Origin of the sequence: Nocardioides sp. T2.26MG-1 (genome assembly GCF_950101795.1) — a bacterium.
In the GTDB taxonomy this organism is placed as follows: domain Bacteria; phylum Actinomycetota; class Actinomycetes; order Propionibacteriales; family Nocardioidaceae; genus Nocardioides.
In genome coordinates this window covers 248,060-273,363 of record NZ_CATNLZ010000001.1, presented here as the reverse complement: position 1 = coordinate 273,363, position 25,304 = coordinate 248,060, and the positions used below count along the sequence as shown (strand labels likewise).

Below are 25,304 nucleotides of genomic sequence, written 5' to 3'. Positions count from 1 at the left end.
GCCGACCGTAGCGGGCGTCTGCGACACCGTGATCAACGCAGCGCCGCGGCCTCCGCAGCGAGCGCGGTGACCCGCGCCCAGTCGCCGGCGGCGAGCGCGGCGGCGGGGGTGATCCAGGAGCCGCCGACGCACCCGACGTTCGGCAGCGCGAGGTACGCCGGCGCCGAGGCGGCGGTGATCCCGCCGGTGGGGCAGAAGCGGGCCGCCGGGACCGGCGAGGCGACGGACTGGAGGAACGCCGCCCCGCCGGAGGCCTCCGCGGGGAAGAACTTCAGCTCGGTGCAGCCGGCCTCGAGCGCGGCGAGCACCTCCGAGGCGGTGGCGGTGCCGGGGAGGAACGGCAGGCCGGTGTCCCGCATGGCGGCCAGCAGCGCGGGCGTGGCACCGGGGGAGACCAGGAACGATGCGCCCGCGTCGGCCGCCTGTCGGGCCTGGGCGGGCGTCACGATCGTGCCGGCGCCGACCAGGATCTCCGGGACCTCGGTGGCGATCGCCTTGATCGCGTCGAGGGCGACCGGCGTGCGCAGCGTCAGCTCGATCGCGGGCAGCCCGCCGGCGACCAGCGCCCGGGCCACCGGTACGGCGTGCTCGAGGGAGTCGATGACCACGACCGGCAGCACCGGGACGAGGTCGAGGACGGAGTCGAGCAGGGGCTCAGACGGGCTGGACAACGGGCACCTCCTGGGTACGCGGCTGCGGCGGGGCGGTGATGCCCGGGAACACGCTGGCGCCGGTGTCGGCCGAGCCGACGGTGGAGCGGAAGGCCGCGAACAGCTCGCGGCCGGTGCCGGCCCAGTCGGCGCCCTGCGGGGCGCCGCCGGTGACCGGGCGGGCAGCGAGCTCCTCGCGGTCGACGTGCAGGTCGAGCACGCCGGCGTCCGGGTCGACGGTGATCAGGTCGCCGTCGCGGACCCGGGCGAGCGGGCCGCCGAGCGCGGCCTCCGGGGTGACGTGGATGGCGGCGGTCACCTTGCCCGAGGCGCCGGACATCCGGCCGTCGGTGACGATCGCGACCCGCTGCCCTCGGTCCTGGAGGACACCGAGGGCAGGGGTCAGCTTGTGGAGCTCCGGCATGCCGTTGGCGGCCGGACCCTGGTAGCGGATCACCGCGACGAAGTCGCGTCCGTCGAGCTCGCCGGCTCCGAACGCCTCGAGCAGCTCGAACTGGTCGTCGAACACCACCGCGGGCGCGGTCACCAGTCGCTGCTCGGGCTTGACCGCGGACGTCTTCACCACGGCCCGGCCGAGCGGGCCGGTGAGCACGCGCAGGCCGCCGTCGGGGGCGAACGGGTCGTCGGCGGGGCGCAGCACCGAGAGGTCGAGCGACGCCTTGGGCCCCTCCTCCCAGGTCAGGTCGCCGCCGCGCAGCACGGGCTCGCGGGTGTAGAGCGAGAGCCCGTGGCCGGCGATCGTCCGGACGTCCTCGTGCAGGAGTCCGGCGCGCAGCAGCGTGTGCACCAGGAACCCGATGCCACCGGCGGCGTGGAAGTGGTTCACGTCCGCGGTGCCGTTCGGGTAGATCCGGCACAGCGACGGTACGACGGCGGACAGGTCGGACAGGTCGTCCCACGTCAGCGTGATGCCGGCGGCCCGGGCGATCGCCACCAGGTGGATCGTGTGGTTGGTCGAGCCGCCGCTGGCCAGCAGCGCCACGCAGGCGTTGACGATCGCCCGTTCGTCGACGATCTCGCCGATCGGGGTCGGCTCCCCGCCCTGTCGCGTCAGCTCGGTCGCCCGCCGGCCGGCGGCGCGGGTCAGCGCCTCACGCATCTGCGTGCCGGGGTTCACGAACGACGAGCCCGGCAGGTGCAGGCCGAGCACCTCCATCAGCAGCTGGTTGGAGTTGGCGGTGCCGTAGAACGTGCAGGTGCCGGCCGAGTGGTACGACGCCGCCTCGGCCTCGAGCAGCTCGGCGCGGCCGACCTTGCCCTCGGCGTACAGCTGCCGGACCTTCGCCTTCTCTCCGTTCGGCAGCCCGGAGGCCATCGGGCCCGCGGGCACGAACACCGTCGGCAGGTGGCCGAACGACAGCGCCCCGATGAGCAGGCCGGGCACGATCTTGTCGCACACGCCGAGCATCAGCGCGCCGTCGAACATGTCGTGGGAGAGCGCGATCGCGGTGGACATCGCGATCACGTCGCGGCTGTACAGCGAGAGCTGCATGCCGTCGCGGCCCTGGGTGATGCCGTCGCACATGGCCGGCACCCCGCCGGCGAACTGCGCGATGCCGCCGGCCCGGATCACGGCCTTCTTCAGCTGCTCGGGGTAGTCGCGGAACGGCTGGTGCGCCGAGAGCATGTCGTTGTACGCCGACACGATCGCCAGGTTGGGCTTCACGTGCCCGCGCAGGGCCTGCTTGGCGTCCGGGTCCGCGGCCGCGAAGCCGTGGGCGACGTTGGCGCAGGCGAGCCGGCCGCGGGCCGGCCCGGTGTCGGCGGCCGCCCGGATCCGGCGTAGGTACTCGGCGCGGCTCTCGGCACTGCGCGCGACGATCCGGTCGGTGACGGCCTGGACCGTCGCGTTCATCTGAGTGGTCACTGGTCGAGCTCCTGCCAGGTTCGGCCGTCCCGCTCGAGGAGCATCGCGGCGGCGGTCGGTCCGGGAGTGCCGGCGGGGTAGCGCTTCGGCCGCTCGGCGGCGGCCGCCCAGCGGTTGAGGATCGGCTCGGTCCAGGTCCACGCGGCCTCGACCTCGTCGCGGCGCATGAACAGGGTGGGGTTGCCCTTCATCACGTCCATCAGCAGCCGCTCGTAGGCGTCGGGCAGCCGCACCTGGAACGCGGTGGCGTAGCTGAGGTCCAGCGAGACCGGCCGCAGCCGGTAGCCGCCCGGGCCGGGCTCCTTGGCGGTCAGGTGCAGCTTCATGCCCTCGTCGGGCTGGACCTGGATGTGGAGCCGGTTGGGCGTGGTGATGCCCTCCGCCCCCGGGAACATCGAGTGCGGCGGCTCCTTGAACACCACGACGATCTCGGAGATCCGCCGGTCCATCCGCTTGCCGGTGCGCAGGTAGAACGGCACCCCGGCCCAGCGCCAGTTCTGCACCTCGGTCTTGAGCGCCACGAACGTCTCGGTCAGCGAGCCGCCCTGGCCGCCGGTGGCCTTGAGGTCGTCGGAGTACGACGGCACCGCGGCGCCGTCGACCAGCCCGGCGACGTACCGCCCGCGCACGGTGTCGCGGTCGACGTCCTCCTCCCGCATCGGCTTGAGCGCCTGCAGGACCTTGAGCTTCTCGTCGCGCACGGTCTCGCGTCCGACGTACGTCGGGGGCTCCATCGCGACCAGGCAGAGCAGCTGCAGCAGGTGGTTCTGCACCATGTCGCGCAGCGCGCCGGCGTTGTCGTAGTAGGCGCCGCGCCCGCCGACCCCCACGGTCTCGGAGACGGTGATCTGCACGTGGTCGACCCACCGGGAGTTCCACAGCGGCTCGAGGAAGGTGTTGGCGAAGCGTGTCACCAGGAGGTTCTGGACGCTCTCCTTGCCCAGGTAGTGGTCGATGCGGAAGATCTGCGACTCCGCGAAGACCCGGCCGACGGACTCGTTGACCTCGCGGGCCGAGGCCAGGTCGTGCCCGATCGGCTTCTCCAGCACCACCCGGGCGCGGTCGTCGACCACGCCGATCTCGTCGAGGCGTTGGCAGATCGAGCCGAACAGTCGTGGCGCGACCGCGAGGTAGAACACGCGGACGGCGTCCTCGGCGCGGGGCCGGTCCTTGAGCAGGGCATGCAGCCGGTGCCAGTCGTCGGGGTCCTGGGCGTCCAGCGGTAGGTGGCGGAGCCGGGCCGTGAAGCGCGCGACGACCTCCTCGTGCAGGTCCCCGCGCGGCACGTGCGTCGTCAGCGCCGAGCGGACCGCGTCCCGCCAACCGTCGTCGTCGAGCGGTGACACCGAGACGCCGAGGATCCGGGTGTCGGCGGGCAGCTGGCCCTCGAGGTCGCGGTGGTAGAGCGAGGGCAGCAGCTTGCGGAGGGCGAGGTCTCCGGTCCCGCCGAAGACGGTGAAGTCGCACACCTCGGGGAGCGCGTGCGGTGCCGGAGTCGGGTCCATGGCACCACGGTAGGGAGAAGTTTGGATCGATACAACCCTATCTAAGGTCTTTTCCGGTTCTAAGTAGAGCGGTTTATGCTCATCCCCGTGACACAGCTGGTCGAGAACCGTGAGACCGCCGCCCCGGCCACGGCCGGTGAGCTGCTCGAGCTCGTCCGCACCGGACGGGCCAGCACCCGCTCCCAGCTGCGCGCCCTGACCGGGCTGTCGCGGACCGCGGTCACCGCGCGGGTGAGCTCGCTGACCTCCGCCGGGCTGCTGCTGCTCGGGGAGGAGCTCGCCTCCACCGGCGGCCGCCCGCCGGGGGCACTGGTGTTCAACAAGGACGCCGGCGTGGTCCTCGCCGTCGCGATCGGCCGCTCCCGCACCCAGCTCGCGGTGCTCGACCTGGACGGCCAGGAGCTCGCCGCCGACTCGCGCGACCACGAGGTCGGCGTCGGACCCGACGAGCTGATGGCCGAGATCGTCGGCCGCTTCCGGGTCCTGCTGGACGGGGTCGAGCCCCCCGTGCTCGGCATCGGGCTGAGCCTGCCCGGCACGCTCGACCCGGCCCTGGGTCTCAGCATCGGCTCGCCGGTGATGTCCGGGTGGGACGGCGTCCCGCTCGCGCCGTACTTCGCCGACCTCGCGCCCGCGCCCCTGTTCGTCGGCAACGACGCCGACGTGCTCGCCCGGTCCGAGCTGCTCGGTGGCGCCGGCGAGCTCGACGACGTGCTGGTGGTCAAGGCCTCCACCGGGCTGGGGCTGGGCATCATCGCCGGCGGGCGGGTGCTCAGCGGCCACCTCGGCGCCGCGGGGGAGATCGGCCACACCGTGGTCGACGCGGCCGGCGACCTGCCCTGCCGCTGCGGCGCCGTCGGCTGTCTCGAGACGATCGCTGGCGGCTGGGCGCTGGTCGCGCGGATGGCCGAGGCGGGGCACCCGGTCGGCCACGTGCGGGAGCTCGTCGCGCTCGCCCTGCAGGGCGACTCGGCGGCGCGCGGGCTGCTGCGCGACAGCGGCCGCGAGCTCGGCCAGGTGCTGGCGGTGGCGATCAACCTGTTCAACCCCGCCGCCGTCGTCATCGGCGGCGACATGGGCGCGGCGTTCGACTTCTACGTCGCGGGCGTGCGCGAGAGCGTCTACCGCCGGGCCGCGCCGCTCGCGACCCGCGACCTGAAGTTCCTGCCCGCGACCCACGGCGCCCGCGCCGGCGTCGTCGGCTGCGCCGCGCTCGCCCTCGACCACGTGCTCAGCCCGGTCGCGGTCGACAGCCGGTTGGCCGCCCAGGGCTGACCTGCTGGGCACTAGCGTGTGCCCGTGACCCGAGTACACGCCTTCGGCGACGACGCCCTCGGCTCCCTCGACGCGGTCGGGCTCGTCGAGGCGATCCAGCACGGCACGGTCGCGATCACCGAGGTGGTCGATGCCGCCATCGCTCGCACCGAGCGGCTGCAGCCGGAGCTCGGGGCGCTCGCCTACGTGGCCTTCGACCGCGCCCGCGCGGAGGCCCGCGACCCCCGTGGCGGCTACTTCGCCGGCGTGCCGACGTTCCTCAAGGACAACGTGGACGTCGCCCGGATGCCCACCCAGCAGGGCTGCGACGCGTTTCGCGGCCGGCCGGTCGCCCGCGACGGCGACCTCGCCCGGATGTTCCTCGCCACCGGCCTGGTGCCGCTCGGCAAGACCCAGCTCTCGGAGTTCGGGTTCAGCCCCGCCGCGGAGCACCCGCGCCTCGGGCCGGTCCGGTCACCCTGGGACACCGCGCGCACCGCCGGCGCCTCCTCGGCCGGTACGGCGGCGCTGGTGGCCGCCGGCGCCGTACCGATCGCCCACGGCAACGACGGCGGCGGCTCGATCCGCATCCCCGCGTCGGTCAACGGCCTGGTCGGGCTCAAGCCCACCCGCGACCGGCTCGCCCAGGACCGGCTCACCCGGCAGATGCCGGTGCGCATCGTCTCCGACGGCGTGCTCACCCGCTCGGTGCGCGACACCGCGGCTTTCCTGAGGGAGGCAGAGTCGGTCTACCGGGCGCTGTCCCTGCCGCCGATCGGCGACATCACCCGTCCCGGTCGGGCCCGCCTGCGGATCGCCGTGCACACCGGCGGCATCGGCCGGTCGGCGGCGCCCGAGGTCGTCGAGCTCACCCTCAAGACCGCGCGGCTCCTCGAGGAGCTCGGCCACCAGGTCGAGCAGGTCGAGCACCCCGCGCCGGCGACCGTGCCGGAGGACTTCCTGCTGTACTGGTCGATGCTCGCGATGACGATCGTGCGTACCGGTCGCCGGGTCGCCGGGCCGTCGTGGGACCGCGGCCGCCTCGACAACCTGACCCTCGGGCTCGACCGGCACTGCCGTCGCCGCATCCACCGCCTCCCCGGCGCGATCGCCCGGCTCCGCCGGCTCTCGCGGGTGTCCGCGCAGTTCCACCAGCGCTACGACGTCGTGCTGACGCCCACGCTCGCGCATGAGACGCCGCTGGTCGGCCACCTCGACCCGACCAACGACTACGACACCGTCATGGACCGGATCCTGGAGTGGGTGGCGTTCACGCCGTGGCAGAACGCGACCGGCGACCCGGCCGTGTCGCTGCCGCTCGCGACCACCACCACCGGCATGCCGCTGGGCATGATGTTCTCGGCCGGGGCGGGCCGCGAGGCCACCCTCCTGGAGCTCGCCTACGAGCTCGAGGAGGCCGCTCCCTGGCGCCGCATCACGGACTGACGGGCGCCGCCTGCCGCGGTACGACGAGCAGCGCCTGCGCCGACCGGGCGACCAGCCCGCGCGCGTCGTACACCGCTGACGTCGCGACGCCCACCGAGCCGTCGCCGACCGTGGTCTCCGCGTCCAGGCAGACCCACTCCCCGACCGGCTCGCGCAGCACGTGCACGGTCAGCTCGGTGTTGAGGAAGCCCCACGAGCGGACGTCGAGCGCCGCGCTCGCGCCGGACGCCGAGTCGACGCACGCCAGCAGCCGCTGGACCGGGCTGACCGGCTCGCCCTCGACGAGCGCCGGGGGGCGCATCCAGACCACGCCCGAGCCGGGCATCTCGAGACCGCCGCTGATCCACCGCCACTCGATGGCGTCGAGGTAGCCGCCGTGCCAGGCCGGCGGGCGCGGCCGGTCGGCGCCGTCGGCGGGCCCGTGCGGCAGCGGGCCGGGGGCGCCTCCGGGTCCGGGCGTCCGCGGGAACAGCCAGGCCCGGGCCGTCGCCGCGACCCGGTCGCGTGCCACGTCGTACAGGTCGGCGGTCGCCAGCTGCACCGACCGCCCCGCGCGCACGATGCTCGCGGCGACCGCCACCGGGCCGACCGGGACCGGCCCGAGCAGCTCCATCGTGAACCGGCCGATCCTCCCGTCCGCGGACGCCGGGAGCCGCTCGACCGCCCGCGCGAGCAGGGCCGCCGGAGGGCCTCCGTGCTGGGCGTCGGGGGACCACGGACCGGCCGTCGAGGGCAGCGAGTCGAAGGTCTCGCGGGTGCTGTGCGCCGGGTCCGGAGGGGTGCTGCTGAGGCGGTAGAAGCCGGTCGGTCGAGCCGATTTTTCGATCACCCATACCCCTGTGTAGAGTTCTCCGTCGTTGCCCCTTTAGCTCAGTCGGCAGAGCGTCTCCATGGTAAGGAGAAGGTCTACGGTTCGATTCCGTAAAGGGGCTCTGGGCAAGATCTTGCGTGCTGCGGTTAGTCTGGAGCACGCAGCCGTGCCCTCGTGGCGGGGTAGCTCAGGTGGTTAGAGCACACGGCTCATAATCGTGGTGTCGCGGGTTCGAGTCCCGCCCCCGCTACTGCGACAGACTCGACCAGATCGCGTTCGACCAGATCCACACAGCGACACCCAGCATCGACCTCGAAGGACTTCCCGTGGCCAGCAAGAGCTCCGACGTTCGCCCCAAGATCACGCTCGCGTGCGTGGACTGCAAGGAGCGCAACTACATCACCAAGAAGAACCGCCGCAACGACCCCGACCGGCTCGAGCTCGCGAAGTTCTGCCCGCGCTGCCGCAAGCACACCGCGCACCGCGAGACCCGCTGATCGCAGTCCCAGCGACGCCCCGTCAGAGTTCCTCTGGCGGGGTTGTTGCCATTTCGGGGCACGGCGCCGGTCGGACTAGGTTGGGCGTCATGCCGATCGACCAGTCGCTCGTCGGGCGGGTCTTCCCGCCGACCCCGCCTCGTGCCGTCACCGAGGAGGACGTGCGGGACTTCGTGACCGCCACGGGCGGCGAGTACGCCGGCGGGCCGGCGCCCGCGACGTACCCGATCGTGCTCGCGTTCGGCGCGATGAACGCGTTCTTGGAGGCGGAGGAGATCGAGCTGCACCGGATCGTCCACGGTGAGCAGCGGTTCGCCTACGAGCGGCCCGTCGTCCCCGGGGACGTCCTGACGGCGACGCTGACCGTGAGCACCCTGAGGCAGATCGCTGGCAACGACATCATCGGCACCACGAGCGAGATCACCGACGAGTCCGGGGCGCTGGTCTGCTCGACCGCCGCGACGCTCGTGCACCGAGGGGGCGAGGCATGAGCCTGCCGACCCGCACGTTCACGATCACCCGCGCCGACCTGGTCCGCTACGCCGAGGCGAGCGGCGACCCCAACCCGATCCACCAGGACGACGAGGTGGCCCGGTCGGTCGGGCTTCCCGGCGTCATCGCCCACGGGATGTACACCATGGCGCTGGCCGCCCGGGCGGTCTCGGAGTGGTTCCCGGGCGCCGAGGTGGTCAGCCTGGGGTGCAAGTTCACCAACCCGGTCGTCGTGCCGGCCGAGGGCGGCGTCGACATCGAGGTCGCGGGCGAGGCGAAGCAGGCCGAGGACGGGCTGACGGCCGTGGCGCTCACGGTCACCTGCGGCGGCCAGAAGGTGCTCGGCATGCCGCGTGCCGTCGTCCGCGAGGCGGCCGCGCGTGCCTGAGCCGCTCTCCGAGCACACCACGCTCCGGCTCGGCGGCCCCGCCGCGCGCTGGGTGCGCGCGACGACCGAGGCCGAGCTCGTCGACGCCATCAGTGCCGCGGACGCCGCCGGTGAGCCGGTGCTCGTGCTCGGCGGCGGCAGCAACCTCGTGGTCGCCGACGCGGGCTTCCCCGGCACGGTGGTGGAGGTCGCGACCCGCGGCGTCGAGACCGACGACACCGGTGACGCGTCCTGCGGCGGGGCGATGGTCACCGTCGCGGCCGGCGAGACCTGGGACGACCTGGTCGAGCTCGCCGTCGCCCGGGACTGGTCCGGCATCGAGGCGCTCTCCGGCATCCCCGGCTCCGTCGGCGCGACGCCGATCCAGAACGTCGGGGCCTACGGCCAGGAGGTCGCCCAGACCATCGCCTCGGTCCGGGTGTGGGACCGCAGGCTCCGCGGCGTGCGCACGTTCGCCAACGCGGACTGCGGGTTCGCCTACCGGACCTCCCGGTTCAAGGCCGATCCCAGCCGGCACGTCGTGCTCACGGTGACGTTCCAGCTGCGTCAGGGCAGCCTCGGCCAGCCGGTGGCGTACGCCGAGCTCGCCCGCACCCTGGGCGTCGAGGTCGGTGGGCGGGCGCCGCTGGCCGACGTGCGCGCGGCGGTGCTGGAGCTGCGGCGCGGCAAGGGCATGGTGCTCGACGCCGCCGACCACGACACCTGGAGCGCGGGCTCGTTCTTCACCAACCCGGTGGTCCCCGCGTCCGCCGTACCCGACGGCGCGCCGACGTGGCCCCAACCCGACGGGACGGTGAAGACCAGCGCCGCCTGGCTGATCGAGCACGCCGGGTACGGCAAGGGGTACGCCGCCGGGCCGACGGCCCTCTCCGGCAAGCACACCCTGGCCCTGACCAACCGGGGGGGCGCCACCACGGAGGACCTGCTCGCGCTGGCTCGCGAGGTGCGCGACGGCGTCGAGGCGAAGTTCGGGATCCGGCTGGTCAACGAGCCGGTGCTGGTCGGCTGCGAGCTGTAGGGCTACGGGGTCGTCGTCGCGACGCCCAGGATGAGCACGAGGATCGCGAGCGCGACCACGAGGCCCAGGGCCAGCAGGCCGGTGCCGACGATCCCCATGACCCGGCCTGCGGAGGCCATCTCCCGGCCGCTGTACGCCGCCGGGTTCGCGTCGATCTCCCGCAGGGCCCGCCCGCCGATCACCCACGCGAACGGCGAGATCACGAGCGTGAGCCCGCCGCACACGAGGATGCCGACCAGCCCGATCAGGCCGAGCACCATCGCCGTCGTCGCCGAGGGGTGCTCCGGCGGCTTGGGCGCCCAGTTGTAGGACGGCTGGGCCGGCCCGGGTTGCGGGTAGGGCTGCTGGTACGGGGTCTGGTACGGCTGCTGCGGCTGGCCGTACGGCGGCTGGGCCCCGTACGGCGGCGGTGCCTGCGGGTCTTGGCCGGGATCGGAGCCGCTCATGGGCTCATCCTGGCACGGGGCGGGCTCCGTGGCCGGGACGCACGGGAACGAGCGCGAGCAGCAGGCCGGCCGCCACCCAGGTGCCGAGGACGAGCAGCGGGCCAGTGACGCCGGCCCCGTCGAAGAAGGCCGTGCCCCTCAGTGCTGTCCCGAACGCCCCGGGCGGCAGCAGTTGGCCCCAGGACCCGAGCGGGATCAGCTCGGGAGCCGAGGAGACCCCGGAGAGCGGGTTGCCGACGAGCAGCATGAGCAGCGCCCCGACCGCGATCCCCGGGCGCCCCAGCACGTGCCGCAGTCCCACGATCGTCAGGGCGACCGCGCCGATCCCGAGTGCGACGACCGCACCGTTGGCGAGGTAGCTGCCGCGGATGGCGCCGAGCCAGCCCTGGACGACCGCGCAGAGCGCCAGCCCGCCGACGACGGCGACCAGCACTGCGCCCGCGACCCGGTCACGGGTGCGCGTGAGGACGACCGAGGTGAGCACGCCGGTCACGATCCCGCCGAGCACCAGCGGCAGCGCGGCAGCCGTAAAGACCGCACCCCGCGGGTCGTCGTCCGGGGTGGGCACGACGTCGGTCACGGTCGTGGCCGGCTCGCGCGCCTGGGCGAGCTGAGTGAGCAGCTGCGCGACGGTCGGCCCGGCCGCCGAGGCGACGAGGAGCTCGCCCTCGGCGGGCAGGAACGCGCCGTACGCGTCGCGATCCTCGATCGCCGCCACGGCCTCCGCCCGCCCCGCGACCGCCCGGACGTCGAACGCATCGTCCCCGGCCGCGCCCGCCAGACCTGCGACGGCCTCAGCCGCGACCGCCTGGTCTCCGACCACGACGACCGGCAGCGAGCGGGGCTCGAGCTCGCTGGGCGGCCAGGTGAACGCGGAGACGAGGAGCGTCAGGAGCACGACCAGGCCGCCGGCGACGGCGAGGACGGTGCGGAAGGCGGGAGCGTCGGGGGAGGGCGAGGACATGAGTGTTCCCATCAAAAAACGAGCGTCCATTCTGTTTGGGCGAGCATGCCCGGTCCCGGCATTGCAGGTCAAGCCGAACGGACGCTCGTTTTGATATAAACAACGCATGCCCAAGGTCTCCGACGAACACCGCGCCGCGCAGATCCTCGACGCGGCGATGCGCCTCGCCGCCACCGAGGGCTTCCACCGGATGACGATGGCCGAGGTGGTCGCCGTCTCGGGCCTCTCGGCCGGCGCCGTCTACGGCTACTTCCGCAGCAAGCAGGAGCTCGTCCGCGCCATAGCCCAGCGGGCGGTCGGGCGGATCGCCACGACGATCGACGCTCTCGCGGACGCGGAGCCTCCGGTCCCGCCCGCCGAGGGACTCGAGGCGGTCCTCGACCGGCTGCTCGGGCTCTCCGACGAGCTCGGGTACGACGTCCCGGCGCTGGCGATCCAGGGCTGGAGCGAGGCCACGCGCGACCCGGAGGTGCGCGAGATCCTCGGGACCGAGCTGCTCCGGGTGCGCCGGGCCTGGCGGGACTTTGCCGAGAGGGTGCGCGACCGGGGTCTGCTGTCGCCCGAGGCGGACGTCGACGCCGTCGGGAACGCCCTGATGGCGATGCTGCCCGGGTTCATCGTCTTCCGGACCGTCTTCGGCGACGTCACCCCCCGCAGCCACGCTTCGGGAGTCGCGGAGCTGATGCGCCAGCCGCCATCGCGCTGAGGTCCGTCAGGCCGCCGGTGGAGGGGCCGCGAGCCACTCGTCGATGTCGGTGAGGATCCGGCGCCGGACGTCGTCGGGAGCCCGCGAGGCGCGCACCGACATCCGGGCCAGCTCGGCGAGCTGCGCGTCATCGAGGTCGTGGGCGGCGCGCATCGTGGCGTACTGGCCGGCCAGGCGTGACCCGAACAGCAGCGGGTCGTCCGCGCCGAGTGCCACCGTCGCGCCGGCGGCGAGCAGGGTGGGCAGTGGCACCGAGGTCAGGTCGGAGTAGACCCCGAGCGCGACGTTCGAGACCGGGCAGACCTCGAGTGCGACCCCCGCCTCGACGATCCGGTCCAGGAGGGCCGGGTCCTCGGCGGACCGGATCCCGTGGCCGAGGCGCTGGGCGTGCAGCGCGTCCAGGCACAGCCGCACGTGCTCGGGCCCGCGGAGCTCGCCGCCGTGCGGGGCCAGCAGGAGCCCGGCGTGCTCGGCGATCTTGAAGGCGGGGGCGAAGTCGGCGGTGCTGCCGCGGCGCTCGTCGTTCGAGAGCCCGAACCCGACCACGCCGCGGCCGGCGTACTGCCCGGCGAGGCGGGCCAGGGTGCGGGCGTCCAGCGGGTGGCGGGTGCGGTTGGCGGCGATCACGACCGCGATGCCCAGCCCCGTCGAGCGCTCGGCGTCGCGGACCGCGTCGAGGACCAGGTCCGTGAACGCGGTGATCCCGCCGAAGCGGGCGGCGTAGCCGCTGGGGTCGACCTGGATTTCCAGCCACCGGCCGCCGTCGCGGATGTCGTCCTCGGCCGCCTCACGCACCAGCCGGCGTACGTCGCCCTCGGTGCGCAGCACCGACCGGGCCACGTCGTAGAGCCGCTGGAAGCGGAACCAGCCCTTCTCATCGGCGGCCGACAGGGTCGGCGGCCAGTCCTCCACGAGCTGGTCGGGCAGCACGATCCCGTCCCGCTCGGCCAGCTCGAGCAGCGTCGCGTGCCGCATCGACCCGGTGAAGTGCAGGTGCAGGTGCGCCTTGGGCAGATCGTGGATGTCCCGGGGGGCGAGCGAAGCGAGCTCCTTCATCGGTGGTTGAGGAGGTTGCGCTGCAACCGTCTCGAAACCCGCACTCAGCCGAAGAGCTTCTGCAGCCGGGTGATCCCCTCGGCGAGGTCGTCGTCCCCGAGCGCGTAGGACAGCCGCAGGTAGCCCGGCGAGCCGAACGCCTCGCCCGGCACCACCGCCACCTCGGCCTGGTCGAGGATGTACTCGGCCAGGTCCGCGGAGGTGGAGATCACGCGCCCGCCGTACTCCTTGCCGAGCAGGCCCTTGACGGACGGGTAGGCGTAGAACGCGCCGCCCGGCATCGGGCAGACCACGCCGTCGATCTCGTTGAGCATCGACACGATCGTGCGGCGGCGGCGGTCGAAGGCCTGCTTCATCTCCGCGACGGCCGCGAGGTCGCCGGTGAGGGCGGCGATCGCCGCGCGTTGGGAGACGTTCGCGACGTTGGAGGTGGCGTGGGACTGGAGGTTGGTGGCCGCCTTGACCAGGTCGGGGGGACCGATCATCCAGCCGACCCGCCAGCCGGTCATCGCGTAGGTCTTGGCGACGCCGTTCACCACGACCGTGTTGTCGGCGGTCTCGGGGCACAGCACCGGCAGCGAGCCGGTCTCGCAGCGCTGACCATCTGGCAGGTCGTAGACCAGGTGCTCGTAGATCTCGTCGGTCAGCACCCAGAGCCCGCGCTCCTCGACCCAGGCGCCGATCGCGCGGATCTCGTCGGCCGTGTAGACCGCTCCGGTCGGGTTGGAGGGCGACACGAACAGCAGCACCTTGGTGCGCTCGGTGACGGCGGCGTCGAGCTGCTCGATCGTCACCTTGTAGTCCTGGGTCTCGTCGGCGAGCACCTCGACCGGTACGCCGCCGGCGAGCCGGATCGCCTCGGGGTAGGTCGTCCAGTACGGCGCGGGGACGATCACCTCGTCGCCGGCGTCGAGCATCGCGGCGAACGCGGCGTAGATCGCCTGCTTGCCGCCGTTGGTGACCAGCACCTGGCTCGCGGTGATCTCGAGACCGCTGTCACGGCGGGTCTTGTCGACGATCGCCTGCTTGAGCTCGGGGAGCCCGCCGGCGGGGGTGTAACGGTGGTTGCGCGGGTCGCGGCAGGCCTCGACGGCGGCCTCGACGATGTAGCCCGGGGTCGGGAAGTCGGGCTCGCCGGCACCGAAGCCGATGACCGGACGGCCCTCCGCCTTGAGCGCCTTGGCCTTCGCGTCGACCTTCAGCGTCGCGGACTCCGCGATGGCGCCGATGCGTTGGGACACACGGCGGGAGCGGGGTGACGGCGGGCCGGCGGGGGCAGCGGAGGTCATGCGTCCCATCGTAGGGTGGGCGGCGCGACGGGCCGCCAGTCGGTTTCGCCCTCCGGTCAGGCCGGTTTGGACGGCGCCTCGGTCCACCCCGTAGACTCCACTTTTGGTGGATTCCCACACGCTCAGTCCTGCCCTCGTGGCGGTGCCGGCGCGGGGGATCCCAGTCGCAGAAGTCTGCGAAGGGCACTAGCTCAACTGGCAGAGCATCGGTCTCCAAAACCGAAGGTTGGGGGTTCAAGTCCCTCGTGCCCTGCAAGGGACGTACAGGTCGATCGGACGAGGAGAGGTGGAGGACGTGCCGGACAGCAAGGCAGTCCGCGGTTCACGTGGAGGGGGCGGCACGCACCAGCGCCCGAGCCTTCCCACGTTCTACCGCCAGGTGATCGCCGAGCTGCGCAAGGTCGTCTACCCGACCCAGGAGCAGCTCATCACCTACTTCATCGTGGTGATGGTGTTCGTGCTCTTCATGATGGCGCTGGTCTCGGCCCTCGACCTGGGCTTCGGCAAGCTCGTCTTCGCGATCTTCGGCGGCAATTCCGACACCTGACTCCGGCCCCCGCCGGACGACCAGAGCAGTACCCGAACCTGATGGAGCAGTACGTGTCTGAGCAGGAGAACGACTCGGTGGAGACCGAGGAGACGACCCAGGAGACGGCCCAGGAGACTGGTGAGCCGACCGGCGAGCTCGACCCGACGCTCGAGGACCAGTACGGCGAGCCGAACGACGGTCCCGTGATCGAGGAGAACCCGCGCCTGGACGTGGAGGTCACCGACGAGGACACCGACGCCGACCTGGGCCTCGACGACACCGAGGCCGACGGCGCGACCAGCCTCGAGCTGTCCGAGGCCGAGGGCGACGAGGGTCCCGACGAGGCGGACGTCGACCCCGACGACCCGCTCGAGGCGTTCCGCCGTGAGCTGTGGGCCAAGCCGGGTGACTGGTTCGTGGTCCACACCTACTCCGGCATGGAGAACCGGGTGAAGTCCAACCTGGAGAACCGGATCATCTCCCTCAACATGGAGGACTACATCCACGAGATCGTGGTCCCCACCGAAGAGGTGGCCGAGATCAAGAACGGCCAGCGCAAGATGGTGCGCCGCACCGTCCTCCCGGGCTACGTCCTGGTGCGCATGGACCTCACCGACGAGTCCTGGGCCGCGGTGCGGCACACCCCGTCGGTCACCGGGTTCGTCGGCCACAGCCACCAGCCGGTGCCGCTGTCGATGTCCGAGGTCGAGAACATGCTCGCCCCGGCCGTCGTCGCCCGCGCCGAGGCCGAGGCGGTCGCCTCCGGCACCCAGACCGCGGCCAGTGGTGGCGCTGCCAAGAAGCCGGTCGAGGTCGCGGACTTCGACGTCTCCGACTCCGTCATGGTCGTCGACGGCCCGTTCGCCACGCTGCACGCCACGATCACCGAGATCAACGCCGAGTCGCAGCGGGTCAAGGCGCTGGTCGAGATCTTCGGCCGCGAGACGCCCGTCGAACTGAGCTTCTCCCAGATCCAGAGGGTCTGAGCCCGTGCCCGGAGCTTGCTCCGGGCAGGACAGGCGAAGAGGTTGACGAGCGACGCGTCTCGAAACCCAGTAGAACTGCGGATCGGCCAGCCCGGATTCGCATAACCCCGGATCCCGCAGCACAATAGTCAGGTTGCCCTCGGGCGACAGCAGGTGGCAGAGGCGTACGACGTACCCCTCGTCATGACCACGAGAGAGAAAGAGAAGCAATGCCTCCGAAGAAGAAGATCGCCGCACTGGTCAAGGTGCAGCTGCAGGCCGGTGCCGCGACTCCCGCTCCGCCCGTCGGTACCGCCCTCGGTCCGCACGGCGTGAACATCATGGAGTTCTGCAAGGCCTACAACGCGCAGACGGAGTCGATGCGCGGGAACGTCATCCCGGTCGAGATCACGATCTACGAGGACCGGTCCTTCACGTTCATCACCAAGACCCCGCCCGCCGCGGAGCTGATCAAGAAGGCTGCCGGCCTGAGCAAGGGCTCGGGTGTCCCGCACAAGGAGAAGGTCGGCAAGCTGACCAAGGACCAGGTGCGCGAGATCGCCCAGACCAAGCTGCCCGACCTCAACGCCAACGACATCGACGCGGCGATGAAGATCGTCGAGGGCACCGCCCGCTCCATGGGCGTCACCACCGACTGAGAGCCCCTGGCCTGAGCGTGCGAAGGCCAGGACGAGGCTCGAAGGTTGAGGAGCGTCGGCGCAGGCCCGAGCGGAGCGAGGGGCTACCCGATGCGTCTCGAAACCCAGTAGGTATCCGGCAACACCTGTGGCAGAGCCGCGCTGGCTCGCTGACCACACCTTTCGAAGAGAGAAGAGAAAGCTCATGCAGCGCAGCAAGACCTACCGCGCAGCGGCGGACACGTTCGACAAGGACGAGATCTTCGCCCCGCTCGCCGCGATCAAGATCGCGAAGACCACCAGCAAGAAGAAGTTCGACGAGACCGTCGACGTCGTGATGCGCCTCGGTGTCGACCCCCGCAAGGCCGACCAGATGGTCCGCGGCACCGTCAACCTCCCGCACGGCACCGGCAAGACCGCCCGCGTCCTCGTGTTCGCGACCGGTGACAAGGCCGAGGCCGCCCGTGAGGCCGGCGCCGACGTCGTCGGCGGCGACGAGCTGATCGACAAGGTCGCCGGCGGCTGGCTCGACTTCGACGCCGTGGTCGCCACCCCGGACCTGATGGGCAAGGTCGGCCGCCTCGGCCGCGTGCTCGGCCCCCGTGGCCTGATGCCGAACCCCAAGACCGGCACCGTGACCCCGGACGTGGCCAAGGCCGTGACCGACATCAAGGGCGGCAAGATCGAGTTCCGCGTCGACCGGCACGCCAACCTCCACTTCATCATCGGCAAGGCGTCGTTCGACGAGGCCCAGCTGGCCGAGAACTACGCCGCGGCGCTCGAGGAGGTGCTCCGGCTCAAGCCGGCCAGCTCCAAGGGCCGCTACATCCGGAAGATCACCGTCTCCACGACGATGGGCCCCGGCATCCAGGTCGACCCGAACCGGACGCGCAACGTCGCACTCGAGGACGAGAACGCGCAGGCCTGATCGCACCCGTACGTCGACCCGCCCGGTGATCGGGGGGGGTCGACGTCATTTGTGAGGCTGTCCGGTCGGGGTCGGTGTCCTCCCGGGGGCGCCATTGTCCGTCCTCACCAGTCGGGTCAAGGGTTCCCTGCGGCGGCCAGGACGGACAATCCAGCACCGGGAGGCCGTCGATCATCGGTCCCGCGGTGTGGGCCGACGACGATTTGGCTCACCCCCCGAACCGTCGTACTGTTCTCCACGAAACCAAAGACCGCCGGTTGTCTCGCCACGCACGTGGAGTGACCGAAGGTTCCGCGGAAACGCGGACGGCCTGCGCAGGTGAAAGAGCAGCTCCTCCTCGCGGGGGTCCACGCCCTGAGCCTGTGCTCGGGGCGTTCGTCATTTCCGGGGGCTCCCTTCAGGTGGTCGACCATCGGAAGGAGACCCATGGCGCGGGCAGACAAGCAGGCAGCCGTCGCGGAGATCGTTGAGTCCTTCAACGAGTCCGCCGGTGCCGTGCTGACCGAGTACCGCGGTCTCACCGTGAAGCAGCTGCAGGACTTGCGGCGCTCCCTCGGCGAGAACGCCAACTACGCCGTGGTCAAGAACACGCTGGCCAAGATCGCCGCCAATGAGGCGGGCATCTCCGGCTTCGACGACCTGTTGACCGGCCCGACCGCCATCGCCTTCATCAACGGCGACGTGGTCGAGGCGGCCAAGGGTCTGCGTGACTTTGCCAAGGCCAACCCCACCCTTGTCATCAAGGGCGGCGTCCTGGACGGCAAGCCCCTCGACGCGAGCGAGATCGCCAAGCTGGCCGATCTCGAGTCCCGCGAGGTGCTCCTGGGCAAGCTGGCTGGCGCGATGCTCGCGTCGCTCAGCCAGGCCGTCTACCTGCTCAACGCGCCTCTCGCCCAGGCCGCCCGCCTCGCGGGTGCGCTCCAGGCGAAGGCCGAGCAGGACCCCTCGATCCTCGCAGGTGGTGCCGGCACTGCGCCGGTCGCCGCCGAGGAGGCCCCGGCCGAGCCCGCTGCCGAGGCAGCGGACGAGACCGAGGCCCCCGCTGACGAGGCGCCGGCCGCAGAGGAGGCTCCCGCCGAGGAGACCGCCGCTGAGACCACCGCCTCCGACGAGGGCGACACCACCGAGGCCTGACCGGCAACCCGGTCCGACCTGGTAACCACCACCTGAAACCCGGCCTCGGCGCGACACCGCCCGCGGCCACCGAATGGAAGGAAACGCCACCATGGCGAAGCTCAGCACTGACGAGCTCCTCGACGCGTTCAAGGAGATGACGCTGATCGAGCTCAGCGAGTTCGTGAAGCAGTTCGAGGAGACCTTCGGCGTCACCGCCGCTGCTCCGGTTGCCGTTGCCGCCGCTCCCGCTGCGGGCGGCGCTGCCGGCGGCGGCGAGGCCGCTGCCGAGCAGGACGAGTTCGACGTCATCCTCGAGTCGGCCGGCGAGAAGAAGATCAACGTGATCAAGGAGGTCCGCGCGCTGACCTCCCTCGGTCTCAAGGAGGCCAAGGAGCTCGTCGAGGCGGCTCCGAAGCCGATCCTCGAGAAGGTCGCCAAGGACGCGGCCGAGAAGGCCAAGGACGCCCTCGAGGGCGCCGGCGCCACCGTCACCCTCAAGTGACGCCCGGGCCGCATGCGGCCCAGCACGACCCTCACGAGGGGCGGTCCACCCACGCGGTGGACCGCCCCTCGTGGCATTTCGGGTCCGGCCTGCGGTCCAGACGTGGACCGGTTCCAGCCGTGTCCAAGGTGTAAGTCGGGGGGTGCGGGGAAGGAAACCGACGCGTAACCTCGCCGCTACTTCGGCGTTGTTACCGGTCAGTGGGAGGCGGGGGAGTGTCAGGCGTGCCCGGCCCGGGATCCGGAGCGCGCGCAGCGATGGAGGGACGAGGGCGGTCATGGGCGTTGAGATCCAGGTCGAGCACCTGAGCAAGTCGTTCGGCAAACAGCTGATCTGGGGTGACGTCTCCCTGACGGTCCCCGCGGGCGAGATCTGCGTGATGCTCGGCCCGTCCGGCACCGGCAAGTCGGTCTTCCTCAAGACCCTCATCGGCCTGCTCAAGCCCGACCAGGGCTCGATCGTCATCGAGGGCACCGACATCGCCACCTGCTCCGAGAAGGACCTCTACGAGATCCGCAAGCTGTTCGGGGTGCTGTTCCAGGACGGCGCGATGTTCGGCTCGATGAACCTCTACGACAACGTCGCGTTCCCGCTGCGCGAGCACACCAAGAAGTCCGAGTCCCAGATCCGTGACATCGTCATGGAGAAGATGGACCTGGTCGGCCTGGTCGGCGCCGAGGACAAGCTCCCGGGCGAGATCTCCGGCGGCATGCGCAAGCGCGCCGGGCTGGCCCGCGCGCTGGTGCTCGACCCCGAGATCGTCCTCTTCGACGAGCCCGACTCCGGTCTCGACCCGGTCCGGACGGCGTTCCTCAACCAGCTCATCGTCGACCTCAACGCCCAGATCGACGCGACGTTCCTGATCGTCACCCACGACATCAACACCGCCCGGACCGTGCCCGACAACATCGGGCTCCTCTACCACCGTCACCTCGCGATGTTCGGCCCCCGCGAGATGCTCCTGTCCTCCGAGGAGCCGGTCGTGCGCCAGTTCCTCAACGCCCAGAAGGTCGGCCCGATCGGCATGTCCGAGGAGAAGGACGCCGACGAGCTCGAGGCGGAGAAGGACCAGGAGCTCCCGCCGCTGCCGCCGATCCCGCTGCAGCTGGAGCCGTCCAACGGCATCCCGCGCCGCAGCCAACGCCCGCCGGGCGACTGGTGCCGGGCCAACGGCGTGACCCCGCCGCCGGGCTCGTTCGACGAGAACATGTCGATGGCGACGGGCGGCTGAGCGGTCCATGTCGTCGTTGACCGCGAGCCGCGTGCTCGCGCCCGTGGGGACCGCAGGCAAGTTCTTCGCCTTCGGTCTCGACGTCATGCGGGCGCTGTTCAAGCGGCCGTTCCAGATGCGGGAGTTCATTCAGCAGGCGTGGTTCATCGCCTCGGTGACGATCGTCCCGACCGCCCTGGTGGCGATCCCCTTCGGTGCGGTGATCGCACTGCAGGTCGGCGGGCTGATCAAGCAGTTCGGCGCCCAGTCGTTCACCGGGTCCGCGTCGGTGCTCGCCGTCGTCCAGCAGGCGGCGCCGATCGGCACCGCCCTCCTGATCGCCGGCGCCGGCGGCTCCGCGATCGCGGCCGATCTGGGTGCGCGCAAGATCCGCGAAGAGCTCGACGCGATGATGGTGCTCGGCATCGACCCGATCCAGCGCCTGGTGGTGCCCCGCGTGCTGGCGGCCATGCTGGTCGCGGTCTTCCTCAACGGCATGGTCAGCGTCGTCGGCGTCGCCGGTGGCTACTTCTTCAACGTGGTCCTCCAGGACGGAACGCCCGGCGCCTACCTGGCGAGCTTCACCGCCCTCTCGCAGCTGCCCGACCTGTGGCAGGGCATGGCGAAGGCCCTCGTGTTCGGCCTGATCGCCGCGGTCGTGGCCTGCTACAAGGGCATGAACGCCGCCGGCGGACCGAAGGGCGTCGGCGACGCGGTCAACGAGTCGGTCGTCGTCACCTTCATCCTCCTGTTCATCGTCAACTTCGTGATGAGCGCGATCTACATCCAGCTCGTCCCACCGAAGACGGGCTAGGGCGAGCCATGGCGAACATCCGAGCGGTCTACGACCGCCCCATGAAGACGCTGGACAGCCTCGGCGCGGAGCTGGCGTTCTTCATCAAGGCGCTCGCGTGGACCCCGCGTGCGATCCACCGCTACAAGAAGGAGATCCTCCGCATCCTGGCGGAGGTGACCCTCGGCAGCGGCGCGCTGGCCGTCATCGGCGGCACGGTCGGCGTCATCATGGCGATGACGTTCTTCACCGGCGCGCAGGTGGGCCTGTCCGGCTACGCCGCCCTCGACCAGCTCGGCACCGCGGCCTTCGCCGGCTTCGTGTCGGCCTACTTCAACACCCGCGAGATCGCGCCCCTGGTCTCGGGCATCGCGCTCGCGGCCACCGTCGGCTGCGGGTTCACCGCACAGCTCGGCTCGATGCGGATCTCCGAGGAGGTCGACGCCCTCGAGGTGATGGCGATCCCCTCGCTCCCGTTCCTGGTCACGACCCGCATCGTGGGCGGGCTGATCGCGATCGTCCCGCTGTACGTCGTCGGCCTGCTCTCCTCCTACTTCGCCACCCGGCTGACCGTCACGCAGTTCTTCGGCCAGTCGGCGGGGACCTACGACCACTACTTCAACTCGTTCCTGCCACCCGGTGACGTGTTGTGGTCCTTCGGCAAGGTGCTCGTCTTCGCCGTCACGGTGATCCTCATCCACTGCTACCACGGCTACACCGCCTCCGGCGGGCCCGCCGGGGTGGGCGTCGCGGTGGGCCGCGCCGTGCGCACGAGCATCGTCGCGATCAACGTGATCGACCTGTTCCTGTCGATGGCGATCTGGGGCGCGTCGACGACGGTCAGGCTGGCGGGGTGATCGTGTGCGCGTGATCGCAGGACACAAGGTGCTGGGCGTGATCTTCCTCTGCCTGCTGCTGGCCGGCGTCTACCTCACCTACGCGGTCTTCACCAAGAAGTTCGCGGACTACGACAGGGTCACGCTGCAGGCCTCCAAGATCGGCATGCAGCTGCCCAACCGCGCCGACGTGAAGATCCGCGGCGTCATCGTCGGCGAGGTGCTCGACTACGAGCCCGACCCGGAGGGAGCGAAGGTCACCCTCGGGATCTACCCGAACCAGATCGACACGATCCCCGAGAACGTCAGCGGCTCGATCGTCCCCAAGACCCTGTTCGGCGAGAAGTACGTCGCGCTCGACATCCCCGCCGACCCCTCACCGCACCACATCGAGGCCGGCGACACCATCAAGCGCACCGAGGTCTCGATCGAGGTCGAGAAGGTGCTGTCCGACCTCTACCCGCTGCTGCGCACGGTCCAGCCGGCCGACATCAACCTCACGCTCAACGCCCTCTCCACCGCGCTCGAGGGCCGCGGCGACCAGATCGGCGACAACCTCGAGACCGTCGACAGCTACCTCAAGCGGATCAACCCGCAGATCCCGCAGCTGATCGAGGACCTCCGCCTGACCTCGCAGGTGTCCGACACCTACGCCGAGGTGATGCCGCAGATCGCGGACATCCTCGACGACACCGTCAAGACCACCGGCACGCTCGAGGACCGCGAGGTCCGGCTGCAGGCGCTCTTCGACGACGTGACCTCCTTCTCCGACACGGCGCGCGGCTTCCTCGAGGACAACGGCGACAACCTGATCCGCTTCAGCGAGATCAGCCAGCAGCAGCTGCGCGTGTTCGCGAAGTACGCCCCCGAGTACAACTGCCTGACCCGCGGCATCGTCAACGCCGGCAAGCTCCAGGCCGAGGCGTTCCGGGGCTTCATGCTGCACATCGTGCTGGAGACGCTGCCGCACCAGCCGCGGCCCTACAACGCCAACGACAAGCCGCGCTTCGGGGAGGACCGGGGACCGGCGTGCCTCCACCTGCCCAACCCGCCCTGGTCGCAGAAGAACCCCGTGCGGCACCAGCCCGACTTCAACGACGGCGTCGACGAGCCGACCGGCAAGGGCACCTCCCGGGTGGCGCCCAACCAGTACTACCGCACGATGGTCGGCACCGCCGCCGAGAGCGACATGCTGCGATCCCTGCTCGGCCCGGCGCTCGGCGTGCCGGCCGAGGACGTTCCCGACCTGGGCCTGCTGCTCGTCGGACCGATGGCCCGCGGAGCGGAGGTGTCGCTGCGATGAAGCTCCTCGACAAGCGCACCACCGGAGACCTGGTCAAGCTGCTGATCTTCATCGTGGTGACCTCGCTGGCCACCTCGGTGCTGGTCGCGACCATCGGCAACCTGACGTTCGCCGGCCACCACGACTTCAAGGCCGAGTTCGTCGACGCGACCGGGGTCGTGAAGGGCGACGACGTCCGCATCGCCGGCGTCAAGGTCGGCACCGTGGACAAGGTCGAGGTGGTCGACCGCACCCGCGCGCTGGTCTCCTTCACCGTCGAGGACTCCACGACGATCAGCCAGGCGACGCACGCCGCTATCCGCTACCGCAACCTCGTCGGCCAGCGCTACATCGCGCTGACCGACGAGATCGGCAACGGCGACCCGTTGCCCGATGGCGGCACCATCCCCGTCGGCCAGACGTCGCCGGCGCTCGACCTCACGGTGCTCTTCAACGGGTTCAAGCCCCTGTTCCAGGCGCTCTCGCCGGCCGACATCAACAAGCTCTCCTACGAGATCGTGCAGGTCTTCCAGGGCGAGGGCGGCACGCTCGAGGGCCTGCTCGCCCACACCGCGTCGGTCACCTCGACCCTCGCCGGCCGCGACCAGCTGATCGGCGACCTGATCGACAACCTCAACGAGGTGCTCGACCACGTCGGAGACCGCGACGTCCAGCTCAGCCGCCTGATCACCACGTTCCGCACGTTCGTGGGCGGGCTCAAGGACGACCGCAACGCGATCCTCGGCTCGCTCGACCAGATCTCGGCGCTCTCCGTCCAGACCGCCGACCTGGTCGACGGCATCCGAGAGCCGTTCGTCAGCGACATCAAGCAGCTGCGCGTGGTCGCCCGCAACCTCGACAACGGCAAGGCCGAGCTCGACCGGGCCCTGCAGGTGCTGCCGATCAAGCTCAACAAGATCGGCCGCACCGCGACGTACGGCTCGTGGTTCAACTTCTACCTGTGCCACTTCCAGGGCCGCATCCGGCTCCCCGGTGGACAGTCCGTGCCCGTCGACTACCCGGTGGGTGGCATGAAGGTCGCAGACAGGTGTGATCTCGGATGAACCACCCCACGAAGTTCTTCTCCCCCGCTCCGCTCCTCCGAACAACTTCGAGGGGACCCCGATGAGCGTCCCGTTCCGCGAGCGCAACCCCGTGATCGTCGGGGCCGTCAGCATCGTCGTCCTGGCGATCGTGATGCTGGCCGCCTTCCGCGCCCAGGACCTGCCGCTGATCGGCGGCGGCGACACCTACTACGCCGCGTTCACCGAGTCCGGTGGGCTCGAGCCGAACGACGAGGTCCGCATCGCCGGCGTGCGCGTCGGCAAGGTCGAGGACGTCGCGCTCGAGGGCGACCACGTGAAGGTGACGTTCCGCGTCGACACCTCCTCGGAGTTCGGCGACGAGACCCACGCCGCCATCAAGGTGAAGACCCTGCTCGGCGCCATGTACCTCTCCCTCGAGCCGGCCGGGTCGGGCCAGCTCGACGAGGGCGCGGAGATCCCGGTCGAGCGCACCAGCTCGCCGTACGACGTCGTCGACGCGTTCTCGGGCCTCGCCGAGACCTCCGAGCGGATCGACACCGACCGGCTGGCCGAGTCGCTGACCACCCTCGCGGACCTGACCCGCAACACGCCCGAGGAGTTCCGGCAGGCGCTCGACGGGGTCTCGCGGCTCTCGTCCAACATCGCCGCGCGTGACGACCAGATCAACAGCCTGCTGAAGAACCTCAAGCGGGTCTCGAGTGTCCTCGACGAGCGCGACGCGGACATCGTCGGGCTGATGAAGGACTCCGACGTCCTCTTCCGGGCGCTGGTCGCCCGCCGCGACGCCGTGCACAACCTCCTGACCTCCACCACCCGGCTGTCGAAGGAGCTGACCGCGCTGATCGAGCAGAGCCGCGCCGACCTCAAGCCGGCGCTGGACCACCTCGACCACGTCCTCGAGGTGCTCAACAAGAACGAGGACAACCTCGACAACAGCCTGCGGCTGATGGAGCCGTTCTACCGCGTGTTCGCGAGCACCCTCGGCAACGGCCCGTGGTTCGACACCTACATCCAGAACATGCCGCCGGTCCCGCAGGTGGGTGGCTGAC

General features: G+C 71.1%; 27 protein-coding genes and 3 tRNA genes. 22 read left to right on the top strand and 8 right to left on the bottom strand.

All coding sequences use genetic code 11. The annotated features are described in order from the left end of the window. Positions 1-32: 32 nt before the first annotated feature. The 3 genes from eda to zwf are packed head-to-tail and all read right to left on the bottom strand — an operon-like array spanning position 33 to position 4,043. A complete protein-coding gene (gene eda, locus QQZ14_RS01315) occupies positions 33-671 on the bottom strand; it encodes a bifunctional 4-hydroxy-2-oxoglutarate aldolase/2-dehydro-3-deoxy-phosphogluconate aldolase (protein WP_284532351.1) in 639 nt (212 codons plus the stop codon). Then, the gene (gene edd, locus QQZ14_RS01310; protein WP_284532350.1) at positions 655-2,538 is read right to left on the bottom strand and encodes a phosphogluconate dehydratase; all 1,884 of its coding nucleotides are present in this window, start codon (positions 2,536-2,538) and stop codon (positions 655-657) included. The genes eda and edd overlap by 17 nt, the downstream gene beginning before the upstream one ends. Then, on the bottom strand, positions 2,535-4,043 hold the full coding sequence (gene zwf, locus QQZ14_RS01305; protein WP_284532348.1) for a glucose-6-phosphate dehydrogenase: 1,509 nt from the start codon (positions 4,041-4,043) through the stop codon (positions 2,535-2,537). Before zwf ends, edd begins: the two co-directional genes overlap by 4 nt. Before the next feature lie 87 nt (positions 4,044-4,130). Here zwf and QQZ14_RS01300 point away from each other — a divergent pair, with 87 nt between their 5' ends. Beyond that, positions 4,131-5,318: an ROK family protein gene (locus QQZ14_RS01300; protein WP_284532346.1), complete on the top strand. Its 1,188-nt coding sequence runs from the start codon at positions 4,131-4,133 to the stop codon at positions 5,316-5,318. A 24-nt stretch (positions 5,319-5,342) separates the two neighbouring features. Then, positions 5,343-6,743, top strand: a complete 1,401-nt coding sequence (locus QQZ14_RS01295) for an amidase (RefSeq protein WP_284532345.1) — start codon at positions 5,343-5,345, stop codon at positions 6,741-6,743. On the opposite strand, the gene QQZ14_RS01290 is transcribed toward QQZ14_RS01295, so the two are convergent. Next, complete coding sequence (locus QQZ14_RS01290; protein ID WP_284532344.1) at positions 6,733-7,572, bottom strand: thioesterase family protein; 840 nt, start codon at positions 7,570-7,572, stop codon at positions 6,733-6,735. The two genes, QQZ14_RS01295 and QQZ14_RS01290, sit on opposite strands and share 11 nt — an antisense overlap. 30 nt (positions 7,573-7,602) lie before the next feature. Between QQZ14_RS01290 and QQZ14_RS01285 the strand changes: the two genes are divergently transcribed. The 6 genes from QQZ14_RS01285 (at position 7,603) to QQZ14_RS01260 (ending at position 9,949) form a co-directional block, all read left to right on the top strand. Next, a tRNA-Thr gene (locus QQZ14_RS01285) sits at positions 7,603-7,675 on the top strand. A gap of 55 nt (positions 7,676-7,730) precedes the next feature. Further along, positions 7,731-7,804, top strand: a tRNA-Met gene (locus tag QQZ14_RS01280). A gap of 76 nt (positions 7,805-7,880) precedes the next feature. After that, complete coding sequence (gene rpmG / locus QQZ14_RS01275; protein ID WP_121804265.1) at positions 7,881-8,051, top strand: 50S ribosomal protein L33; 171 nt, start codon at positions 7,881-7,883, stop codon at positions 8,049-8,051. A gap of 89 nt (positions 8,052-8,140) precedes the next feature. Then, a complete protein-coding gene (locus QQZ14_RS01270; protein WP_284532343.1) occupies positions 8,141-8,542 on the top strand; it encodes an FAS1-like dehydratase domain-containing protein in 402 nt (133 codons plus the stop codon). After that, positions 8,539-8,931 carry a MaoC/PaaZ C-terminal domain-containing protein gene (locus QQZ14_RS01265; protein ID WP_284532342.1) on the top strand — a complete coding sequence of 131 codons (393 nt, stop codon included), beginning with the start codon at positions 8,539-8,541 and terminating at the stop codon, positions 8,929-8,931. The genes QQZ14_RS01270 and QQZ14_RS01265 overlap by 4 nt, the downstream gene beginning before the upstream one ends. Further along, positions 8,924-9,949, top strand: a complete 1,026-nt coding sequence (locus tag QQZ14_RS01260) for a UDP-N-acetylmuramate dehydrogenase (protein ID WP_284532341.1) — start codon at positions 8,924-8,926, stop codon at positions 9,947-9,949. The genes QQZ14_RS01265 and QQZ14_RS01260 overlap by 8 nt, the downstream gene beginning before the upstream one ends. Before the next feature lie 2 nt (positions 9,950-9,951). On the opposite strand, the gene QQZ14_RS01255 is transcribed toward QQZ14_RS01260, so the two are convergent. Both QQZ14_RS01255 and QQZ14_RS01250 read right to left on the bottom strand, forming a co-directional pair. Beyond that, positions 9,952-10,395, bottom strand: a complete 444-nt coding sequence (locus QQZ14_RS01255) for a DUF4190 domain-containing protein (protein ID WP_284532340.1) — start codon at positions 10,393-10,395, stop codon at positions 9,952-9,954. 4 nt (positions 10,396-10,399) lie between these two features. After that, positions 10,400-11,359 carry a hypothetical protein gene (locus tag QQZ14_RS01250; protein WP_284532339.1) on the bottom strand — a complete coding sequence of 320 codons (960 nt, stop codon included), beginning with the start codon at positions 11,357-11,359 and terminating at the stop codon, positions 10,400-10,402. 106 nt (positions 11,360-11,465) lie between these two features. Between QQZ14_RS01250 and QQZ14_RS01245 the strand changes: the two genes are divergently transcribed. After that, entirely contained in the window at positions 11,466-12,065 is a 600-nt protein-coding gene (locus QQZ14_RS01245; RefSeq protein WP_284532338.1) for a TetR/AcrR family transcriptional regulator, read from the top strand. 6 nt (positions 12,066-12,071) lie between these two features. Here the strand turns inward: QQZ14_RS01245 and QQZ14_RS01240 are convergent, their stop codons facing one another. Together QQZ14_RS01240 and QQZ14_RS01235 are read right to left on the bottom strand one after the other, a co-directional pair. Beyond that, positions 12,072-13,121, bottom strand: coding sequence for an adenosine deaminase (locus QQZ14_RS01240; protein WP_284532337.1), 1,050 nt, complete (start codon positions 13,119-13,121; stop codon positions 12,072-12,074). A gap of 44 nt (positions 13,122-13,165) precedes the next feature. Next, a complete protein-coding gene (locus QQZ14_RS01235; RefSeq protein WP_284532336.1) occupies positions 13,166-14,410 on the bottom strand; it encodes a pyridoxal phosphate-dependent aminotransferase in 1,245 nt (414 codons plus the stop codon). 180 nt (positions 14,411-14,590) lie between these two features. Between QQZ14_RS01235 and QQZ14_RS01230 the strand changes: the two genes are divergently transcribed. The 13 genes from QQZ14_RS01230 (at position 14,591) to QQZ14_RS01170 (ending at position 25,303) form a co-directional block, all read left to right on the top strand. Beyond that, a tRNA-Trp gene (locus tag QQZ14_RS01230) sits at positions 14,591-14,663 on the top strand. A 42-nt stretch (positions 14,664-14,705) separates the two neighbouring features. Beyond that, a complete protein-coding gene (secE, locus tag QQZ14_RS01225; RefSeq protein WP_284532335.1) occupies positions 14,706-14,957 on the top strand; it encodes a preprotein translocase subunit SecE in 252 nt (83 codons plus the stop codon). A 41-nt stretch (positions 14,958-14,998) separates the two neighbouring features. Further along, positions 14,999-15,925, top strand: a complete 927-nt coding sequence (gene nusG / locus QQZ14_RS01220) for a transcription termination/antitermination protein NusG (RefSeq protein ID WP_284532334.1) — start codon at positions 14,999-15,001, stop codon at positions 15,923-15,925. 209 nt (positions 15,926-16,134) lie between these two features. Continuing rightward, entirely contained in the window at positions 16,135-16,563 is a 429-nt protein-coding gene (gene rplK, locus QQZ14_RS01215) for a 50S ribosomal protein L11 (protein ID WP_284532333.1), read from the top strand. A 184-nt stretch (positions 16,564-16,747) separates the two neighbouring features. Then, positions 16,748-17,470, top strand: a complete 723-nt coding sequence (gene rplA, locus QQZ14_RS01210; RefSeq protein WP_284532332.1) for a 50S ribosomal protein L1 — start codon at positions 16,748-16,750, stop codon at positions 17,468-17,470. Positions 17,471-17,896: 426 nt separating this feature from the next. After that, entirely contained in the window at positions 17,897-18,604 is a 708-nt protein-coding gene (gene rplJ, locus QQZ14_RS01205; protein WP_284532331.1) for a 50S ribosomal protein L10, read from the top strand. Positions 18,605-18,695: 91 nt separating this feature from the next. Further along, positions 18,696-19,088 (top strand): 50S ribosomal protein L7/L12, encoded by a 393-nt coding sequence (rplL, locus tag QQZ14_RS01200; protein ID WP_284532330.1) that lies wholly within the window; start codon positions 18,696-18,698, stop codon positions 19,086-19,088. Between the two features lie 277 nt (positions 19,089-19,365). After that, positions 19,366-20,319: an ABC transporter ATP-binding protein gene (locus QQZ14_RS01195; protein WP_284532329.1), complete on the top strand. Its 954-nt coding sequence runs from the start codon at positions 19,366-19,368 to the stop codon at positions 20,317-20,319. A gap of 7 nt (positions 20,320-20,326) precedes the next feature. Next, positions 20,327-21,112: an MlaE family ABC transporter permease gene (locus QQZ14_RS01190; RefSeq protein ID WP_284532328.1), complete on the top strand. Its 786-nt coding sequence runs from the start codon at positions 20,327-20,329 to the stop codon at positions 21,110-21,112. 8 nt (positions 21,113-21,120) lie between these two features. Further along, positions 21,121-21,948: an MlaE family ABC transporter permease gene (locus QQZ14_RS01185; RefSeq protein WP_284532327.1), complete on the top strand. Its 828-nt coding sequence runs from the start codon at positions 21,121-21,123 to the stop codon at positions 21,946-21,948. A 10-nt stretch (positions 21,949-21,958) separates the two neighbouring features. Then, a complete protein-coding gene (locus QQZ14_RS01180; RefSeq protein ID WP_284532326.1) occupies positions 21,959-23,230 on the top strand; it encodes an MCE family protein in 1,272 nt (423 codons plus the stop codon). Then, on the top strand, positions 23,227-24,273 hold the full coding sequence (locus tag QQZ14_RS01175; RefSeq protein ID WP_284532325.1) for an MCE family protein: 1,047 nt from the start codon (positions 23,227-23,229) through the stop codon (positions 24,271-24,273). Before QQZ14_RS01180 ends, QQZ14_RS01175 begins: the two co-directional genes overlap by 4 nt. A gap of 61 nt (positions 24,274-24,334) precedes the next feature. Next, positions 24,335-25,303, top strand: coding sequence for an MCE family protein (locus QQZ14_RS01170; protein WP_284532323.1), 969 nt, complete (start codon positions 24,335-24,337; stop codon positions 25,301-25,303). Position 25,304 lies beyond the last annotated feature (1 nt).

What these genes read in the sequence shown, in the direction of transcription:
- zwf (WP_284532348.1), bottom strand. Translation starts at nt 4,043, where the DNA reads ATGGACCCGACTCCGGCACCGCACGCGCTCCCCGAGGTGTGCGACTTC.
- QQZ14_RS01270 (WP_284532343.1), top strand. Translation starts at nt 8,141, where the DNA reads ATGCCGATCGACCAGTCGCTCGTCGGGCGGGTCTTCCCGCCGACCCCG.
- QQZ14_RS01265 (WP_284532342.1), top strand. Translation starts at nt 8,539, where the DNA reads ATGAGCCTGCCGACCCGCACGTTCACGATCACCCGCGCCGACCTGGTC.
- QQZ14_RS01255 (WP_284532340.1), bottom strand. Translation starts at nt 10,395, where the DNA reads ATGAGCGGCTCCGATCCCGGCCAAGACCCGCAGGCACCGCCGCCGTAC.
- QQZ14_RS01250 (WP_284532339.1), bottom strand. Translation starts at nt 11,359, where the DNA reads ATGTCCTCGCCCTCCCCCGACGCTCCCGCCTTCCGCACCGTCCTCGCC.
- QQZ14_RS01245 (WP_284532338.1), top strand. Translation starts at nt 11,466, where the DNA reads ATGCCCAAGGTCTCCGACGAACACCGCGCCGCGCAGATCCTCGACGCG.
- QQZ14_RS01240 (WP_284532337.1), bottom strand. Translation starts at nt 13,121, where the DNA reads ATGAAGGAGCTCGCTTCGCTCGCCCCCCGGGACATCCACGATCTGCCC.
- QQZ14_RS01235 (WP_284532336.1), bottom strand. Translation starts at nt 14,410, where the DNA reads ATGACCTCCGCTGCCCCCGCCGGCCCGCCGTCACCCCGCTCCCGCCGT.
- nusG (WP_284532334.1), top strand. Translation starts at nt 14,999, where the DNA reads ATGGAGCAGTACGTGTCTGAGCAGGAGAACGACTCGGTGGAGACCGAG.
- rplK (WP_284532333.1), top strand. Translation starts at nt 16,135, where the DNA reads ATGCCTCCGAAGAAGAAGATCGCCGCACTGGTCAAGGTGCAGCTGCAG.
- rplA (WP_284532332.1), top strand. Translation starts at nt 16,748, where the DNA reads ATGCAGCGCAGCAAGACCTACCGCGCAGCGGCGGACACGTTCGACAAG.
- rplJ (WP_284532331.1), top strand. Translation starts at nt 17,897, where the DNA reads ATGGCGCGGGCAGACAAGCAGGCAGCCGTCGCGGAGATCGTTGAGTCC.
- rplL (WP_284532330.1), top strand. Translation starts at nt 18,696, where the DNA reads ATGGCGAAGCTCAGCACTGACGAGCTCCTCGACGCGTTCAAGGAGATG.
- QQZ14_RS01195 (WP_284532329.1), top strand. Translation starts at nt 19,366, where the DNA reads ATGGGCGTTGAGATCCAGGTCGAGCACCTGAGCAAGTCGTTCGGCAAA.
- QQZ14_RS01190 (WP_284532328.1), top strand. Translation starts at nt 20,327, where the DNA reads ATGTCGTCGTTGACCGCGAGCCGCGTGCTCGCGCCCGTGGGGACCGCA.
- QQZ14_RS01185 (WP_284532327.1), top strand. Translation starts at nt 21,121, where the DNA reads ATGGCGAACATCCGAGCGGTCTACGACCGCCCCATGAAGACGCTGGAC.
- QQZ14_RS01175 (WP_284532325.1), top strand. Translation starts at nt 23,227, where the DNA reads ATGAAGCTCCTCGACAAGCGCACCACCGGAGACCTGGTCAAGCTGCTG.
- QQZ14_RS01170 (WP_284532323.1), top strand. Translation starts at nt 24,335, where the DNA reads ATGAGCGTCCCGTTCCGCGAGCGCAACCCCGTGATCGTCGGGGCCGTC.